This is a genomic window from Microbacterium sp. DT81.1 (assembly GCF_049844955.1).
In the GTDB taxonomy this organism is placed as follows: domain Bacteria; phylum Actinomycetota; class Actinomycetes; order Actinomycetales; family Microbacteriaceae; genus Microbacterium.
Map to the genome: position 1 here is coordinate 291578 of NZ_JBNCMA010000002.1, position 16778 is coordinate 308355.

The window sequence follows — 16778 nt, forward strand, 5'->3', positions numbered from 1 at the left end:
GGTCCGCCGTACCCGATGCCCTCGCCATGTGCAAGGCGTTGCCTGGCGGTGGCGGCCCGGGCAAGACTCGATCAATGGTCTTTCTCGGATACCACGCCTCTCACGAGCAGCTCCCGCCCAGCGCGCTGCTGACCGCCGTCCAGGACGCCGAGGCCGCAGGCTTCGACGGCGCGATGTGCTCTGACCACCTCGCCCCATGGGGGGTTCGCCAGGGCGAATCCGGCTATGCCTGGAGCTGGCTGGGGGCGGCGCTGGCGCGCACATCCTTCTCTTTCGGCGTCGTGACGGCGCCGGGGCAGCGATATCACCCGGTCATCGCGGCACAGGCGATCGGCACTCTGGAGGAGATGTTCCCCGGGCGATTCTGGGCGTGCCTCGGCAGCGGCGAGGCGATGAACGAGCACGTCACGGGCGACCCGTGGCCGCCGAAGGGCTTCCGTGACGACCGCCTCGACGAATCGCACGACGTCATCTCCCGGCTCCTCGCCGGCGAAGAGGTGTCGCACGAGGGGACGGTGCGCGTGCACCGCGCCCGGCTGTGGAGCCGGCCGGCCGAGCCGCCGCCGCTGTTCGCGGCCGCGGTCGCCTCCGAGACCGCCGCGCACGTCGCCGGGTGGGCCGATGGACTGGTCACCGTCGCGCAGGACCGGGCGGCGCTCGAGGATGTGGTGGCCGCCTACCGGGGGGCGGGAGGTCGCGGGCCCCTCGCGCTGCAGACGCACGTGGCGCTCGCGGAGGACCGGGAGACGGCTCTGGCGATCGTGCGGGACCAGTGGCGGCACGCTGCGGTCACGGGCCCTCGTCTCTGGGACGTCGAGCAGCCCGAGGACTTCGATGCCGCGGCCAAGGGCGTGGACGACGAGACGCTGCTGAAGTCGGTGCTCATCGCGTCGGACGCACGCGACCTGGCCGCCCAGATCGTGGAGCGGGCCGACGCGGGGTTCGATCGCATCTATCTCCATCACGTCGGCAAGGAGCAGGGTCCCTTCATCGAGCGCGCGCAGCGCGAGCTGCTCCCGGCACTCCGGGAGCTGCTGCCGTGAAGATCACCGACACGGGCGACCTGTGGTGGAAGACCGCCGTCGTCTACTGCCTCGACATCGAGACCTTTCTGGACGAGAACGGCGACGGGATCGGCGACCTCGCCGGCCTGGCCCGCCGCATCGACTACCTCGCCGACCTCGGGGTCACCTGCCTGTGGCTGATGCCGTTCTTCCCTTCCCCCGACCGCGATGACGGCTACGACATCACGGACTTCTACGGGATCGACCCGCGGATCGGCAGCCACGGCGAGCTGGTCGAGGTGCTCCGGACTGCCCGTGACCGCGGCATCCGCGTCATCATCGACCTCGTCGTGAACCACACCTCCGACCGGCATCCGTGGTTCGTCTCCGCAAAGCGCAGCCGCACGTCGCCGTTCCGCGACTACTACGTGTGGCGTGACGAGCCGCCGAAGAAGCAGCAGGAGACGGTGTTCCCCGGCGAGGAGAGCAGCGTCTGGGAGCTCGACGAGAAGAGCGGACAGTACTTCCTGCACAGCTTCTACTCGCACCAGCCCGACCTCAACATCGCCAACCCGCGCGTGCGCGACGAGATCGCCAAGGTCATCGGGTTCTGGCTGCAGCTCGGCGTCTCGGGGTTCCGCGTCGACGCCGTGCCCTTCCTCATCGAGCCGCCGGAAGGCGTCGACATGGGCGACCCGCACGAGTTCCTGCGCGACATCAAAAGGTTCCTGCAGCGCCGCAGCAGCGAGGCTGTCGTGCTCGGCGAGGTGAACGTGCCCTACAAGGAGCAGCTGGAGTACTTCGGCGGCTCGCGCGGCGGCGAGCTCGACCTGCAGTTCGATTTTCTTTCGATGCAGTCGATGTACCTTTCCCTCGTTCGCTCCGACCCCGCGCCGCTGATCCGCACGCTCACCTCGCGTCCCGTCATCCCGCCCGAGACGGCGTGGGCGAATTTCGTGCGCAATCACGACGAGCTCACGCTCGACAAGCTCACGGAGAAGCAGAAGCAGGAGGTCTTCGAGGCGCTCTCGCCCGATCCCTCGCAGCGCGTCTACGACCGCGGCATCACGCGGCGGCTGCCGCCCATGCTCGCCGGCGACCCCCGGCGCGTGCGGATGGTCTACAGTCTGCTGTTCTCCCTTCCCGGCGTGCCCGTGCTCTTCTATGGCGAGGAGATCGGGATGGGGGAGAACGCCGACATCGAGGGACGCCTGGCCGTGCGCACGCCCATGCAGTGGGCGCCGGATGACAAGGGCGGCTTCTCCAGCGCCCCCGCCTCGCGCTTCCCCGCGCCCATCCCGGCGGACGGCTACGCGCCACGGCACGTCAACGTCGCCGACCAGCGCAACGACGACGGCTCGCTGCTGAACTTCATCCGCCACCTCGCGTCGCGATACCGGCTGTCACCGGAGATCGGCTGGGGCGAGTTCGAGGTGCTGCCGCAGGAGGCCCCGGCTCTGCTGGTGCACAGCCTGCGGGCGGATGTCGGGCGCATGATCGCCCTGCACAACTTCGCGGATGTGCCCGCGGTGGCCGCGGTCGTCTTGGACGACGAGCCGGATGACGTGCGGCTTCGCGACCTGTTCAGCGCCGAGGCGCTCGTCCCGGATGACAAGAGACGCTTCGAGATCGAGCTGCCGCCCTACGGGTATCGCTGGCTGCGCGTCGCGCGCCCCGGTGACACCCGGCTCGGGTGACGCCCGGCTCGGTTGACGCCCGGCCCGGGTGACGCCCGGCCCAGTGATCCCGGCCCGGTTGACGCCCCGTCCGGTGATCCCGGCTCCGGGGGCGCGCTCCGGCGACCCTCGCTCCGAGGTGACGGGGCTCAGCGCTTGGTGCGTCGAGCGGTGACGTGCGCTCCGGCGCCGCGGCTGAGCCGCAGCGCCCCTGCCATCGGCAGGAGCAGCAGGGCCGCAGCGACGGCGAAGGCGATGTTGTACGGCAGCATCGCGTCGGTGCCGCCGCCCGCATCCGCCACGATCCGCACGATCGTCGCCGCGAGGGCGATCCCGCCCGCCTGGGCGAGCTGCGCGAGCACGGAGGAGACGGTGTTGGCCGACGCGAGTGCGGCGCCATCGACATCCGCGAACTGCAGCGTGTTGAACGCGGTGAACCCTGTCGAGCGGAACCACCCGCTGACGAACGCGATCACGGTCACGAGCCAGATGGGCCACGCGGCGCCCAGCAGAGCGAGCGCCACGAGCAGCACGAGCGAACCGGCGATCGAGACGAGCAGCACACCGCGGAAGCCCCATCGGTGCAGCTGAACGGTCGCGAGGCTCTTCGCCGCGATGTTGCCCAGGAACAGCGCCGTGACGGGAGCGCTCGCCAGCAGGGCGCTCCAGCCGAGGCCTTCCTGCAGCGCGAGGGCGAGCAGGAACGGCACCGCGCTCACCACGAGGCGGAACACGAACCCGCTGGAGTTGCCGGTGCGGAAGGTCTCGGTGCGGAAGATGCCGAGGTCGACCAGCGGCTGCGTGGTCCGCCGCAGCCACAGCAGCAGCGCAGCGAGCGACAGCGCCGCGATGACCAGCAGCACCGCCGAGGTGAGGTCGAGTCGCGCCGCGCCCTCGAAGGCGAGCAGCACGGCGCAGCAGGCGACGGTCGTCAGCAGCAGCCCCGGAACATCGAGCCGCGTCGGCTCCTCCCGGGTCTTGGGCACGAAGACGAAGGCGAGGACGAGGCCCAGGATGCCGAGCGGAACGTTGATCAGGAAGATCCAGTGCCACGTCGTCACGGTGACGATAAGGCCTCCGACGGCCGGCGCGATGGCGGGTGCGAGCAGCGCGGGCCACGTGATGACCGCGATGGCGCGGATGAGGTCGGATTTCGCCGATGATCGCAGCACGATGAGGCGCCCGACGGGGACCATCATCCCGCCCGCGATGCCCTGCAGCGCACGGAAGACGCAGAGTGCCAGCAGTCCGTCGCTCATGGCGCAGAGCGCCGAGAACACCGTGAAGCCGGCGATCGCGCTCAGGAACACGACCCGAGGTCCGATGCGGGTGGACAGCCATCCGGAGAGCGGGATGCTGCAGGCCACGGCGACGAGGTAGACCGTCATCGCCGCGCCGACGTCTTCCGCGGCGACTCCGAGATCGGCCGCGATGGCCGGTGCTGCGGTGACGAGGATGGTGGCGTCGAGGTTCTCCATGAACATCGCGGCGGCGACGATCCAGGCGGCCGGGGATGTGCGGGAGCGGAGAGACATCCTCCTCATCTTCGCGCACGGGACTGCGCCCCCGGCGAGTGCGGTGCGCGGGCGGCGAAACGGTGCGGCGACACCGAGGCGGCGACACGGGGCGGCGACACCGGGCGTAACACGGCTCGTGGCGGCCGAGGCCTCCGTGTCACCCTGGTCAGGGTGCGGCGTGCGCCCGAGGGGGTGTCGGATGTCGGGGACCATGGTGAGAAGCGGCGTGCTCGATGCGACGCATCCCTTCGACCGCCGCAGCCGCGCGGAGCTCGAGCGCCCATCCAGCCGCAAGTGGAGCCTGCACCCAGGCACGATCGGTGCGTGGGTCGCGGAAATGGACTTCGGCACCGCGCCGGTGGTGACCGAGGCGCTGCATCGCGCGATCGATGACGAGACGCTCGGCTACCTGTCGCCGGCGACCTCCGCCGAGATGGGCGCCGCCACGGCCGGATGGATGAGGCGCGAGTACGGCTGGACGGTCGATCCCGACCGCGTGCACCCGGTGAGCGACGTCATGGCCGCCCTCCGTGTGGCGGTGGAGGAGTTCTCACCCGAGGGCTCCGCCGTGATCGTTCCCACCCCGGCGTACATGCCGTTCCTGACATATCTGCCGTCGATCGGGCGTCCGGTCGTGCAGGTGCCCGGCACGCACACCGACGCGCGCTGGGCGCACGACCTCGACGCGATCGATGCCGCATTCGCCGCCGGAGCGCGCACGCTCGTGCTCTGCAACCCGCATAATCCGACGGGAACCATGCTGTCGCGCGCCGAGCTGGAGGCCATCTCACTGATCGTCGAGCGGCACCGCGGCCGTGTCTTCGCCGACGAGATCCACGCCCCGATCCGATTCGGGGGCCGCCGGCACATTCCGTACGCATCGGTGTCGGATGCCGCCGCCGCGCACTCGGTGACCGGCACGAGCGCCTCGAAGGCCTGGAACATCCCGGGACTGAAGGCCGCGCAGCTGATCACCTCGAACGACGCCGACGAGGAGCGCTACCGCCGCTTCGGATTCGCCACCGCGCACGGGGCCTCCACGCTGGGGGTGCTCGCGTCGACGGCGGCCTACGCCTCGGGCGGCGAGTGGCTCGCCGGCGTGACGGCGTACCTCGAGGCCAGCCGCGAGGCTCTCGAGGCGCTCGTGCGTTCGGAGCTCCCCGGCGCGCGCTTCACCGCCCCCGATGCCACGTACCTCGGGTGGCTCGATGTCGGCGACTTCGACATCCCCGGCTCACCCGCCGAGTTCTTCCGCATGCACGCCGGGGTGGCCCTCACCGACGGAGCGCTGTGCGGCGCGGGCGCCGAGGGGTTCGTCCGCCTCGTCTTCGCGATGCCGAGGCCGCTTCTCGAAGAGGCGATCCGTTCCATGGGCGACGCGCTCCGCCGCTGAGCGCCGGGTGGTTCGCGGTGCGCGGCCGGGCCGGCTCGTTCGCGCTGCACTATCTGCCTTGCGCGTAGTCACTTATCGGCGCGCGCGACGATAAGTGCAGCGCGAGCGGAAGCGACCCGATCGCGACACCAATCGGAGCCCGTTCTCGCGCCATCGATTAACCTCGAAGGGACGCGTGGAGGGAACCGTGGCGCAGGACAGCAGGGATGCCGCGATGCGATACCGCCTCGAGAAGGAGGCGCGCGAGCGCGGCGAAGAGCCGGAGGCGGACGGCGAGGCATCCGCGCGCGGCTTCACGAACGAGGAGCGCGCCGCCATCGTCGAGGTCGCGATCGAACAGGCGATCCGGCGTGGAGAGTTCAAGGATCTTCCCGGTGCGGGAAAGCCGATCCCCGGGCTCGGCGCGACCCACGATCCGGACTGGTGGATCCGCCGCAAGATCGAGCGGGAGCGCCTCACGGGTCTCGGGCCGCCGGCCCTCACCCTTCGCACCGAGTTCGCCGAACTGGACCAGCGGCTCGATGCCCTCCGTCGCGAGAGCGACGTGCGGGAGTACCTCGAGGACTTCAACCGCCGCGTCATCGAGGCGCGGCGGCAGCTGCTGGGCGGGCCGCCGGTGGTCACGCCGACCGTGGACGTCGACGAACGCGTCGCGCAGTGGTCGGAGCGACAGGATGCGGCGGCGCGCCGCGCCGCGGAGCAGGACGCACGCGAGGCACCGCCTCAGCGCCGCTGGCGGCTCCGCATCCGCCGCCCCGGCTGAAGCGCGGGTCAGACCGCAGGGCGCAGCCCCTGAGCGAGGTCGAGCACGCCGGCGCGGGCCACCTCCAGCGCGGCCGCCACCGCGCCGATGCACACGACGTCGCCGCCGAGCTGCGAGGCGACGAGCTCCGGCGCCGGAAGGTCGAGCTCGCCTGGAAGCGACACGCTCGCGGCCGCCACCACTTCGGCCGCTCCCTCCGAGATCGCTCCGGAGACCACGACCCTGCGGGGATCGAACAGGCTGCCGAACATCCCGGCGACGACACCGAGCATCGCGCTCACCCGATCGACGATGCGCTGGGCGTCAGGATCGCCCGCACGTGCGGCCAGCAGCACGGCGCGGCCGTCCAGCTCGGCGGGGTCGAGGCGAGCAAGAGGGCTTCCGGGCGACAGCTCGCCGGCGGCCGCGGCTTCGCGTGCCCACTGGGCGGCTCGGTAGCCCAGCCCCCAGGCTCCCTCGACGCCGATCACGTGGTCGAAGGCCACCATCTCGCCGACGCCGCCGTGTGCACCGCGCAGAAGGGTGCCGTCCACGACGACCCCGGCGCCGAGGCGCTCACCGGCGAGCAGCGTCACGTAGTCGCGGCATCCGACCGCTGCGCCGACCGACCCCTCCGCGACCGCCGCGAGAGACGCGTCGTTCTCGACCCGGACGATCGGAACCCATGCGCCGAACAGCTCGGCGAAGTCGGGGTTCATCCGCAGCCAGAATCCTGCGCGGTGGGGCGGTGACTTCCCCTCGCGGTCCACGGGGGCCGGCACGCCGATGCAGATGGCCAGCACGTCCTCCCGAGGGCGTGCCGCCGCGTCGAGCGCGGCATCCACCGCCCTCTCGGCGGCTGCGCGGCGCTCATCGGGAGCATCGCGCCCCTCGTCGAGTTCCACGTGATGCCGTGCGAGCTCCGCGCCGCGCAGATCCGCCACGGATGTCGTGATGTGCAGGCGGCCGGCATCGATGCCGACGACGACCGCGGCATCCGCACGGAGCTCGAAGCGCCGCGCCGGCCGGCCCTTCTGGTACTGGCCGCCGGCGCGGGCATTGGGCAGTTCGCGCAGCAGCCCCAGTTCGGCGAGCTCATCGAGCACGGCGATCGTCGTGGAGCGTGTGAGCCCCACTGCCGACATCGCTTCGCTCGCCGTGAAGACGCCGATATCCCAGGCGTACGCGAGCACCGCGTCGAGGCTGGCGCGGCGCAGAGAAGCAGGAGCAGTCGGGCTGGACAAGGGTCTTGACCTTTCGGGTCGCTCCCTGCATTATGGTCGATACCGATTTGATTCGAGTAGTAAATCTATTAGCCGAACCAATCAGATCCCGCATCACCGACGATGGCACGTGGAAGGACAGCGACGTGGCTGCAATGACACAACGACGATGGATGAGGGTGGCCGCGGCCGCGGCGGGGCTCGCCCTCATGGGCGGTCCGCTCGCGGCCTGCTCTGCGTCCTCTGGCGGCCGGGAGACCATCCGGTTCGCTTTCGCCAAGCCCGAGGCCATTCCCTACATGAGGGAACTCGTTCAGGAGTACAACGACTCGCAGGATGAAGTGAACGTGACTCTCGACACCTCCGGCGTCGACGCGTTCTCGGCGGGATTCGTCCGTGGGGATCCACCCGACATCGGGTTGAACAACTACAACCAGGAGACCGCGCGCTTCATCCAGCGCTGCGCCATGTCGGATCTCTCCGACACGGAGGCGGCGCAGAGCGTTCGAGAAGACCTGACCCCGTTCATGGAGCAGTTCGGCGTCTGCCCCGGCCGCACGAGCGCGATTCCGTACTCGATCATGGGCGCCGCGGTAATCTACAACAAGGAGATCTTCGAGCAGAACGATCTTGACGTGCCGGAGACGTGGGACGAGCTCATCGAAGTGTGCGAGACACTCACGGCGGCAGGGGTCACACCGTTCTACGCGACCTTCGCAGACAACTGGACGATCGGGCAGGGCTGGTACGACTACACGGTAGGCGGCATGCTCGACACGGTCGAATTCTTCGACCAGCTCGCCGAAGAGGGTGTGAACGTCGGACCGAACTCGGCGGTCTCGTTCCAGAAGGACCAGGCCGAACCCGTCGACAAGATGCTCGAGCTGTCCCAGTACGTCAACCCCGACGCCGCCAGCCGCGGCTACGGCGACGGCAACACGGCGATGGCCAATGGCGAAGCCGCGATGTACCTGCAGGGCCCCTGGGCGCTCGGCGAGATCGCCAAGGCCGCCCCCGACCTCGACCTCGGAATGTTCCCGCTGCCGGTCACCGATGACCCCGACGACCTCAAGGCCCGCATCAACATGGACCTGGCCGCCTGGATTCCGGAGGCCTCGGAGCACCAGGAAGCGGCACGGGCGTTCCTCGAGTACCTGTACCAGCCGGAGATCATCCAGGAGTACAACCAGTCGCAACTGGGCTTCCTTCCGACGAAGGATGCCCCACCGGTGTCGGACGAGCGCATCAAGGGTCTTGAGGAGTACATCAACGCGGGCGACATGTACCAGGGTTCGACGCAGCTCGTGCCACGAGCGATCCCGATCATGAACTACGCGCAGGCCATCATGCTGGGCAGCGACCCGCAGAGGATCCTCAGCAACATCGACGCCGACTATGCGCGGCTCGCCTTCCGTCAGCAGTGATCCGGGAACAAAGGAGTTTCTCATGACAACAACGACAACTCTCGTCACGCAGGGCAAGCGACAAGCAGGGCAGGCGCGGCCACGCAAGCGCGTCGAGGCCATCTACTACTGGTTCCTGGTTCCCACCCTGATCCTGTTCACGCTGGCGATCACGGTCCCCGCTGTGATCGGCATCTTCTTCAGCTTCACGAACTCCATCGGCCTCGGGGAGTGGAAGTTCATCGGGCTGACGAACTACGTCGCCCTGTTCGCCGACCCGCTGGTCATCCAGAGTTACGGGTTCACGTTCGGGTTCTCGCTCGTCACGGTCGTCCTGGTGAACATCATCGCCCTGCTCCTCGCGGTGGCGCTGACCTCGCGGATCCGGCTGAAGACGCCGCTGCGCACGATCTTCGTGATCCCGATGGTGATCTCGGCCATCGTCATCGCGTTCGTCTTCAAGTTCCTGTTCTCGAACTCGGTGCCGGCGTTCGGCACCATCTCCGGCATCACGTGGCTCCAGGAGAGCATCCTGGCCAAACCGGACTGGGCCTGGCTGGCGATCGTGATCGTGACGGCGTGGCAGGCGATCCCGGGGGCGCTCCTCATCTACATCGCCGGCATCCTGTCGATTCCGGGCGAGGTGTACGAAGCGGCCGACATCGACGGGGCGAGCAAGACCCAGCAGCTCACGCGCATCACGATCCCGCTCATGTTCGGCTACATCGTGATCAACGTGATCCTGGGCTTCAAGGGCTTCCTGAACGCGTACGACGTCATCAAGGGTCTCACCGGCGGCGGCCCCGGCACCTCGACCTACAGCATCGCGATGACGGTCGTCTCGGGACTCACCACCGGCGACTATGCCTTCCAGATGGCGAACGCGACGGTGTTCTTCGTGATCACTGTCGTCATCGCCGTCATCCAACTCTCCATCACTCGCGGAAGGAACGCCCTCTGATGTCTGTTCAGCCAGCTCTCGTCGTCGAAACGGTCGAGGCCACCGAAACCCTCGAAGGCGTTCACCCCAGACCGGCCGGGGGCAGATTCGGCATGGAGCGGGTCAACTGGACCGGCACCATCCTCCTCATCCTCTGCGCGGTCACGGTCCTGCTGCCGCTGTACGTCACCGTCGCGATGGCGTTCAAGACGACCGCCCAGGCGGTCGACGGCAACGCGTTCTCGCTTCCGGCCCCGTTCAGCGTCGAGGGCTTCGTCGCGGCGTGGAACCTCACGAACTTCCCGGTCGGGGCCGCCATGTCGGTGATCGTCACGGCGGGCACGGTCCTCTTGACGATCTTCCTCGCGGCGTTCGCCTCGTACGCGATCGTCCGCAACTGGGATCGCAAGTTCTTCCGCTACTCGTTCTTCTACCTGCTTGCGGCCATGTTCATCCCGTTCCCCGTCGTCGCCCTCCCGCAGGTGCAGCTGACCGGGCTGGTCGGGCTGGCCAACCCCGGCGGCGTGATCATCCTCGCGACCATGTTCCAGTTGAGCTTCAGCGTGCTGCTGTTCACGGCGTTCCTCCGTTCGATCCCGTTCGAGCTCGAGGAGAGTGCGCGCATCGACGGCGCGACAACGTGGCAGACCTTCTGGCACATGATCTTCCCGCTGCTTGCACCGATGAGCGCGACGATCGGCATCTTCGCGTTCCTGTACGCGTGGAACGACTTCATGATGCCCTCGCTCATCATCGCCGACCCGGCCCTGCAGACCCTCCCCGTGGTGAATTCCCTGTTCCAGTCGCAGTTCAGCAACAACTACAACGTGTCGTTCGCGTCGTACCTCATGACCATGGCCCCCGCGATCATCGTGTATCTGTTCGCGCAGCGCTGGGTCATGGAAGGTGTGACCCAGGGTGCTGTGAAGGGCTGACGCCCGGCATCCTCGTTCCGCAGATCAATCCCGCCCTACGAAAGGAACCCGCTCCCGTGACGAGCGCACCGAACACCCAGTTGCAGACCGAGGCGTTGCTCGACAGCGAGAAGGCGCCGTGGTGGCGGCAGGCCGCCGTCTATCAGGTGTATCCGCGCAGCTTCGCCGACGCCGACGGCGACGGTCTCGGGGACATCCCGGGCATCGCGTCCAAGGCGGACTACCTGGCCGAGCTGGGAATCGACGCGGTGTGGCTGAGCCCGTTCTATCCGTCCGAGCTGGCCGACGGGGGGTACGACGTCGCCGACTACCGGAACGTCGACCCCCGCCTCGGCACGCTCGCCGACTTCGATGCCCTCGTCGCGGCGCTGCACGCCCGCGGCATCCGGGTCGTCGTCGACATCGTGCCGAACCACACGTCGGACCGGCACGTCTGGTTCGAGGAGGCCCTCGCCTCCGCTCCCGGTTCGGCGGCGCGCGAGCGTTACATCTTCCGCGAGGGCACAGGGCCGGACGGCGCCCTGCCCCCGACCGACTGGGAGTCGATGTTCGGCGGGTCGGCGTGGGAGCGCGTGCCCGACGGCCAGTGGTACCTGCACCACTTCGCGGTGGAGCAGCCCGACCTCAACTGGGACAACCAGGAAGTGCGGGCCGATTTTGTGCGCACTCTGCGGTTCTGGTCGGACCGCGGCGTCGACGGGTTCCGCATCGACGTGGCGCACATGCTCACGAAGGACCTCACCGAGCCGCTGCCCTCCAAGGCCGAGCTCGAGGCGATGCCGCGCGACGGCCGGCACCCGCTCATCGACCGCGACGACGTGCACGACGTGTACGCAGAGTGGCGCAGGGTCTTCAACGAGTACGACCCCCCGCGCACCGCCGTGGCGGAAGCGTGGGTGGACTCATCCCGCGTGCCGCTCTACGCGAGCGCCGAGAGCCTCGGCCAGGCGTTCAACTTCGAGCTGCTGGAGGCCGACTTCGAGGCCGGTCAGTTCCAGCGCATCGTCAGGGACAACCTCGCCCTCGCGAAGCTGTCGGGTTCATCGACGACGTGGGTGCTCTCCAACCACGACGTCGTGCGCCATCCGACGCGCTACGGGCTGCCGCATCCCGAGCGCGACGCCGACGGGCGGCCCGCGCGCAAGCACGGCAACGAGTGGCTGCTGTCGGGGGGCATGCAGCCGGTGCTCGACCGTGTGGGCGGACTACGCCGCGCACGGGCCGCCACCCTCTTCGTGCTGGGCCTGCCCGGTTCCGCGTACCTCTACCAGGGGGAGGAACTCGGCCTGCACGAGGTGGCGGAGATCCCCGACGCGCTGCGCCAGGACCCGACCTTCTTCCGCAGTCCCGGTGTGGACAAGGGACGGGACGGATGCCGCGTGCCGCTGCCCTGGAGCGAGGGGGGCCGGTCGTTCGGCTTCGGCGACGGCGGGGCGCACCTGCCCCAGCCGTCGTGGTTCGCCCTGCACGCCGTCGACGTGGAGGACGGTCGGCCGGACTCGACGCTCACGATGTACCGCCGCGCCCTCGCCCTCCGGCACGAGCTGCAGACCGACGAAGAGCTCGACTGGATCGACACCGGGCGGGCCGATGTGCTGCGCTTCGCGCGCCCCAACGGCTGGCAGGTCGTGACGAACTTCGGCACGGAGCCCTTCGAGCTCGACCGCGCCGACGTGCTGCTCGCGAGCGACGAGGCGCCGCTCGGCATCGTGCCGGGAGAGACCACGGTCTGGCTCGCGCCGAACTGAGGCGCGGGTGGGGCGGGGCGCCCGGGGGACGGGTGCGCCCGCCCGGCTGCCGTCGGGCGCGCACCCGGGAGCACAATCGACGGCGATAAGCGTGCCTGGGCAAGGATCGGGTCCCGAAGCGGACGGATCTGTGCCCGGGTGCACGCAGCATAGAAGCACTTCCACCGGCAGCACGAGCGCATGGCCCCGGCGACCCTGGCCGGGCAGCCGGGCAGGCGGCGCTGCGGACCGGGCCTGTCAAGAGGTCGTGGATGTCGGGACGCGCGGTTAGCGTGGCCCGAAAGGAGGTCCATCCATGACCGAGTTTCTGACCACTCCTGGCGGCGATCGCGTGGCCTTCGACGTGCGAGGCGAAGGACCGGCGCTGATCTTCATCGCCGGCGCCGGCCCCGTCGGCCGAGAGCCGGAGACCGCGCAGACCGCCGAACTGGCCGCCGCCGCCGGCCTCACCACCCTCGTCTACGACCGGCTCGGACGTGGTGAGAGTGAGCTCGGCGGGCCGGCGACCCTTGACCGCGAGGTCGACGCCATCGGCGCGCTGATCGAGCGGGTCGGCGGCCGCGCGGCCCTCTGCGGGCATTCGTCGGGCTGCACGATCGCCCTGGCGGCGGCAACCCGAGGGCTGCCCGTCACGGCGCTCGCGCTCTGGGAAGCGCCGATCGAGGGGGAATCGAAGGAGGCGGCGCCGTGGGCGGCGGAGTTCGGGCGCCGTGTGGATGCCGGCGACAACGTCGGCGCGCTGGAGTACTACATGAAGGACATGCCGCCCGAGTGGCTCGAGGGGGCGAGGCAGGCGCCGTTCTGGCCGGCGATGGTCGCCGCCGCACCGACGAACCGGGTGGATGCCGACTCCCTCGCGTGGGCGGAGTCCGCGCCGCTGTCCGAGCTGCTGGGCGGTCTCGACGTCCCCGTGATGGCGATCGTGGGGGAGGAGACGATGCCGCTGATGATCGACGCCTCGCAGGCGATCGTGGATGCCGTCCCCGGCGCCGCGCAGCGGCGCATCCCCGGCGCCAACCATACCTGGGAGCCGGCGCCGATGGCGGCCGTCCTCGTCGAGCTCGTGCAAGGAGCGGAGAGCAGGGCCGGCGCGGCGTAGGAAGCGGGGGCTTCGAACGCTCGAAACCCTCACTCCCCACGGCGGAGGGTCCTAGCGCGCGATGACCGGATCGGCGCTCGCCTGGACCACGGGTTCCTGTGCCAGCGAGAGACCGTGGCCGCGCCGGCGGAAGAGCAGCGCCGACATGATCGCTCCCGCGACGAAGAACGCGGCACCCCACCAGTACGCGGTCGAGTAGCCGGCGATCGCCGCCTGAACCCCCACCTCGGGCGTGGTGGGCGTGTTGGCCACCAGGAAGTCGGCGGTCGCGGTAGCCGCGAGGGTGTTGAGCAGCGCGGTGCCGATCGAGCCTCCCACCTGTTGGCTGGTGTTCACCGTCGCCGACGCGACGCCCGCGAACTCTCGGTTGACGCCGAGCGTCGCGGTCTGCATCGAGGCCGGCATGATCGTGCCCATCGCGAAGCCGATGACCATCAGCGGCGCCAGCACGTGCGCGGCGTACGTGCTCGACTCGTCGAGGAACGTCAGCCAGATCATGCCGATCGCGCCGAGCGTCATGCCCATCGGCACGAGCACCTTCGGCCCGAATCGCGGGATGAAGATGTTCGTGCCGAGCTGCGCCGCGAGGATCAGCATCCCGATCATCGGCAGGAAGGCGAGGCCCGTCTGGATCGGCGAGTACCCCAGCGTCAGCTGCAGATAGTAGGTCACGAACAGGAAGATGCCGAACATGCCGGCGCCGGCGACCATGACCGAGAGGTAAGCGGCGCCGCGGTTGCGGTCGAGCACGATCGACAGGGGCAGCAGCGGGTGCGCCGCCCGGCGCTGCCACAGGACGAATGCGGCGAGCAGGATGACGGCGGCGGTCAGCATCCCCCACGTCAAAGGCGAGTCCCAGCCGTCTGTCTCGGCGTTCGAAAAGCCGAAGACGAGTCCGAAGAGACCACCGGAGACGAGCAGCGTGCCCGGAACGTCGAGCTTCGGTCGCGGGCCGGTGCGCGGCAGGAGGGGCAGATAGATGAGCGCCCCGACGAGCGCCACGGCCGCGATCACGACGTTGATGTAGAGATTCCAGCGCCAGCCGACCGTCTCGGTCAGGATGCCGCCGAGCAGCAGGCCGACCGCGCCGCCGGCGCCGGCGATTGCACCGAAGACGCCGAACGCCCGCGCGCGTTCCTTGGGGATCGTGAACGTCGTTGTCAGCACCGCCAACGCGGTCGGTGCCAGCAGCGCCGCGAAGGCGCCCTGCAGTGCACGGGACGCAACCAGCAGCTCAAAGGTGCCCGAGGCGCCGCCGAGGGCGGACGCGGCCGCGAAGCCGACGAGGCCGATGATGAACGTGCGCTTGCGGCCCATCAGGTCGGAGAGGCGACCGCCGAGCAGCAGGAGGCTGCCGAAGGCGAGCGAGTACGCCGTGATGATCCACTGGCGCTGACCGTCCGAGAAGCCGAGGTCGGCCTGGGCGGACGGGAGGGCGATGTTCACCACGGTCGCGTCGAGCACCACCATGAGCTGGGCGAGGCCGACCACGGCCAGCGTCAGCCAGTGGCCGCGATTGGTGGGCGTGGGGGTGTGAGAAGACATGCTGGTCACTATATACGGTACTATTGAGTTCCGGATCTACTTGGTTCCGAAATTTACCCCGCGGTAATGTCGACACGAGAGAAGGGAGTCCGCGATGACGCAGACCGACCTCGTGGATGCGCAGCCCAAACTGGGCCGCAAGCGCGATCACAGCCGCGATCCCGAGATCTTGGATGCCGCCCTCGACGTCCTGGCCGAGACCGGGTACGACGGCATGACGATCGACATGGTCGCTGCCCGGGCAAAGGCCGGCAAGGCGACCCTCTACCGCCGGTGGGCGTCGAAGACCGAGCTCGTGCTCGACGCGGTGGCCTGCATGAAGTCCAGGGGCCAGGACCTCACGTCGCCCCCCGACACGGGGACCCTGCGCGGGGACCTCGTCGCGATGGTCAAATCGCCGACCATCGCGGAGAGCGAGCGCAAGCTCAAGGTCATGGCGGGAATCGTGTCCATGATCGCCCGCGACCCCGAGCTCGCCGTCGCGGCCCACGAAGCGCTGGTCGAACCGCGCGCGGCGGCGAACCGCATCATCTTCCGGCGCGCGATTGACCGCGGAGAGATCTCGGCCGACAGCGACGTCGAGACGCTCTGCACGATCGGCCCGGCGATGGTCGCTTACCGCACGCTGATGCTGCGTGAGCGGGTCGACCGGGACTTCATGATCGACGTGATCGACCGGATCATCCTGCCGGCGGCCGGCGTGCCGCGATCCTGACGAAGGTGACCGTGTCCGCCCGTGCCGGGACCCGCCTGATCCGCGCCTCAGCTGAGGCCCGTGAAGGACGGGCGCCGCTTCTCCTGGAACGCCGAGAAGCCCTCGCGGTAGTCATCCGTGTCGCACAGCGCCGCCTGCGCGCGGTTCTCGGCGTCGAGCGAGTCCCAGAGCCCGAGGCGCTCGTCCCGCAGGGCGTGCACGAGGGCCTTCGACGCGAGGAACGCCTGTGTCGCCCCGGCTGCGGCCGTCCGGGCCGCACCCCTGGTAGCGCCCACCACGCCGTCGGCCGGGAAGACCCGCGAGAAGAGCCCCGCCTCGACCGCCTCGGATCCGGACATCAGCCGTCCCGTGTAGATGAGGTCGAGCGTCCGGTGGGCGCCGAGCCGCTCGTAGAAGAGCGCGTGCCCGCCCGAGTCGAGGGTCGCGCCGAGGTTCGCGAACGGGGAGCCGATCTTCGCGTTGTCGGCGACGTAGACCACATCGGTCGCGATGAGCAGTCCCAGGCCGACGCCGAGGCACGCACCGTGCGCGACGGCGAAGGTCGGGGCGGGGAACGCACTCATGCGGCGGAGCAGCGGCCCCACCAGGTCGCCGAGGTACCCCATCACGTCGTCGGTGCGCGGGTCGACGCCCGAGATGTCGCGGCCCGCGCAGAACGCCCTGCCCTCGCCTCGGAGCAGCAGCGCCCGGACATGGGCGCCCTCGGCGTCGGCGTAGGCGGTCTCGAGCTCGGCAAGGTCGCCGGGGCCGAGGGCGTTGAGCCGCTCGGGCGCATCCAGCACCACTTCGGCGACGTCGTCTTCGATGCTCAGGTGGATCATCCTGCTCCTCTCCTCTC

General features: G+C 69.5%; 14 protein-coding genes. 10 read left to right on the top strand and 4 right to left on the bottom strand.

The genetic code is table 11. The features are described from left to right. Positions 1 to 74 precede the first annotated feature (74 nt). Together ACLQ2Q_RS06555 and ACLQ2Q_RS06560 are read left to right on the top strand one after the other, a co-directional pair. Entirely contained in the window at positions 75 to 1043 is a 969-nt protein-coding gene (locus ACLQ2Q_RS06555; protein ID WP_425819215.1) for a TIGR03885 family FMN-dependent LLM class oxidoreductase, read from the top strand. Beyond that, positions 1040 to 2701, top strand: a complete 1662-nt coding sequence (locus tag ACLQ2Q_RS06560; RefSeq protein WP_425819217.1) for an alpha-amylase family protein — start codon at positions 1040 to 1042, stop codon at positions 2699 to 2701. The genes ACLQ2Q_RS06555 and ACLQ2Q_RS06560 overlap by 4 nt, the downstream gene beginning before the upstream one ends. Positions 2702 to 2829: 128 nt before the next feature. On the opposite strand, the gene ACLQ2Q_RS06565 is transcribed toward ACLQ2Q_RS06560, so the two are convergent. Beyond that, complete coding sequence (locus ACLQ2Q_RS06565) at positions 2830 to 4215, bottom strand: MFS transporter (protein ID WP_425819219.1); 1386 nt, start codon at positions 4213 to 4215, stop codon at positions 2830 to 2832. Positions 4216 to 4396: 181 nt separating this feature from the next. On the opposite strand from ACLQ2Q_RS06565, the gene ACLQ2Q_RS06570 reads away from it, so the two are divergent. Both ACLQ2Q_RS06570 and ACLQ2Q_RS06575 read left to right on the top strand, forming a co-directional pair. Next, a complete protein-coding gene (locus ACLQ2Q_RS06570; protein ID WP_425819221.1) occupies positions 4397 to 5590 on the top strand; it encodes a MalY/PatB family protein in 1194 nt (397 codons plus the stop codon). A 214-nt stretch (positions 5591 to 5804) separates the two neighbouring features. Further along, positions 5805 to 6353: a DUF1992 domain-containing protein gene (locus tag ACLQ2Q_RS06575; protein WP_425819947.1), complete on the top strand. Its 549-nt coding sequence runs from the start codon at positions 5805 to 5807 to the stop codon at positions 6351 to 6353. Positions 6354 to 6361: 8 nt separating this feature from the next. On the opposite strand, the gene ACLQ2Q_RS06580 is transcribed toward ACLQ2Q_RS06575, so the two are convergent. Further along, positions 6362 to 7576, bottom strand: coding sequence for an ROK family protein (locus tag ACLQ2Q_RS06580; RefSeq protein WP_425819223.1), 1215 nt, complete (start codon positions 7574 to 7576; stop codon positions 6362 to 6364). A gap of 134 nt (positions 7577 to 7710) precedes the next feature. Here ACLQ2Q_RS06580 and ACLQ2Q_RS06585 point away from each other — a divergent pair, with 134 nt between their 5' ends. The 5 genes from ACLQ2Q_RS06585 (at position 7711) to ACLQ2Q_RS06605 (ending at position 13680) form a co-directional block, all read left to right on the top strand. Then, the gene (locus ACLQ2Q_RS06585) at positions 7711 to 8979 is read left to right on the top strand and encodes an ABC transporter substrate-binding protein (protein ID WP_425819949.1); all 1269 of its coding nucleotides are present in this window, start codon (positions 7711 to 7713) and stop codon (positions 8977 to 8979) included. Between the two features lie 22 nt (positions 8980 to 9001). After that, entirely contained in the window at positions 9002 to 9919 is a 918-nt protein-coding gene (locus tag ACLQ2Q_RS06590; RefSeq protein WP_425819225.1) for a carbohydrate ABC transporter permease, read from the top strand. Then, positions 9919 to 10833, top strand: a complete 915-nt coding sequence (locus ACLQ2Q_RS06595; RefSeq protein WP_425819227.1) for a carbohydrate ABC transporter permease — start codon at positions 9919 to 9921, stop codon at positions 10831 to 10833. Before ACLQ2Q_RS06590 ends, ACLQ2Q_RS06595 begins: the two co-directional genes overlap by 1 nt. A gap of 56 nt (positions 10834 to 10889) precedes the next feature. After that, a complete protein-coding gene (locus tag ACLQ2Q_RS06600) occupies positions 10890 to 12581 on the top strand; it encodes a glycoside hydrolase family 13 protein (protein ID WP_425819229.1) in 1692 nt (563 codons plus the stop codon). A 295-nt stretch (positions 12582 to 12876) separates the two neighbouring features. Then, the gene (locus ACLQ2Q_RS06605) at positions 12877 to 13680 is read left to right on the top strand and encodes an alpha/beta fold hydrolase (RefSeq protein ID WP_425819231.1); all 804 of its coding nucleotides are present in this window, start codon (positions 12877 to 12879) and stop codon (positions 13678 to 13680) included. A 51-nt stretch (positions 13681 to 13731) separates the two neighbouring features. Here ACLQ2Q_RS06605 and ACLQ2Q_RS06610 read toward each other — a convergent pair whose 3' ends face one another. Beyond that, positions 13732 to 15225 carry an MFS transporter gene (locus ACLQ2Q_RS06610; RefSeq protein ID WP_425819233.1) on the bottom strand — a complete coding sequence of 498 codons (1494 nt, stop codon included), beginning with the start codon at positions 15223 to 15225 and terminating at the stop codon, positions 13732 to 13734. 94 nt (positions 15226 to 15319) lie between these two features. On the opposite strand from ACLQ2Q_RS06610, the gene ACLQ2Q_RS06615 reads away from it, so the two are divergent. Beyond that, positions 15320 to 15940: a TetR/AcrR family transcriptional regulator gene (locus tag ACLQ2Q_RS06615; RefSeq protein WP_425819235.1), complete on the top strand. Its 621-nt coding sequence runs from the start codon at positions 15320 to 15322 to the stop codon at positions 15938 to 15940. Positions 15941 to 15987: 47 nt separating this feature from the next. Here ACLQ2Q_RS06615 and ACLQ2Q_RS06620 read toward each other — a convergent pair whose 3' ends face one another. Beyond that, a complete protein-coding gene (locus ACLQ2Q_RS06620) occupies positions 15988 to 16761 on the bottom strand; it encodes an enoyl-CoA hydratase/isomerase family protein (RefSeq protein WP_425819237.1) in 774 nt (257 codons plus the stop codon). Positions 16762 to 16778: the final 17 nt, after the last annotated feature.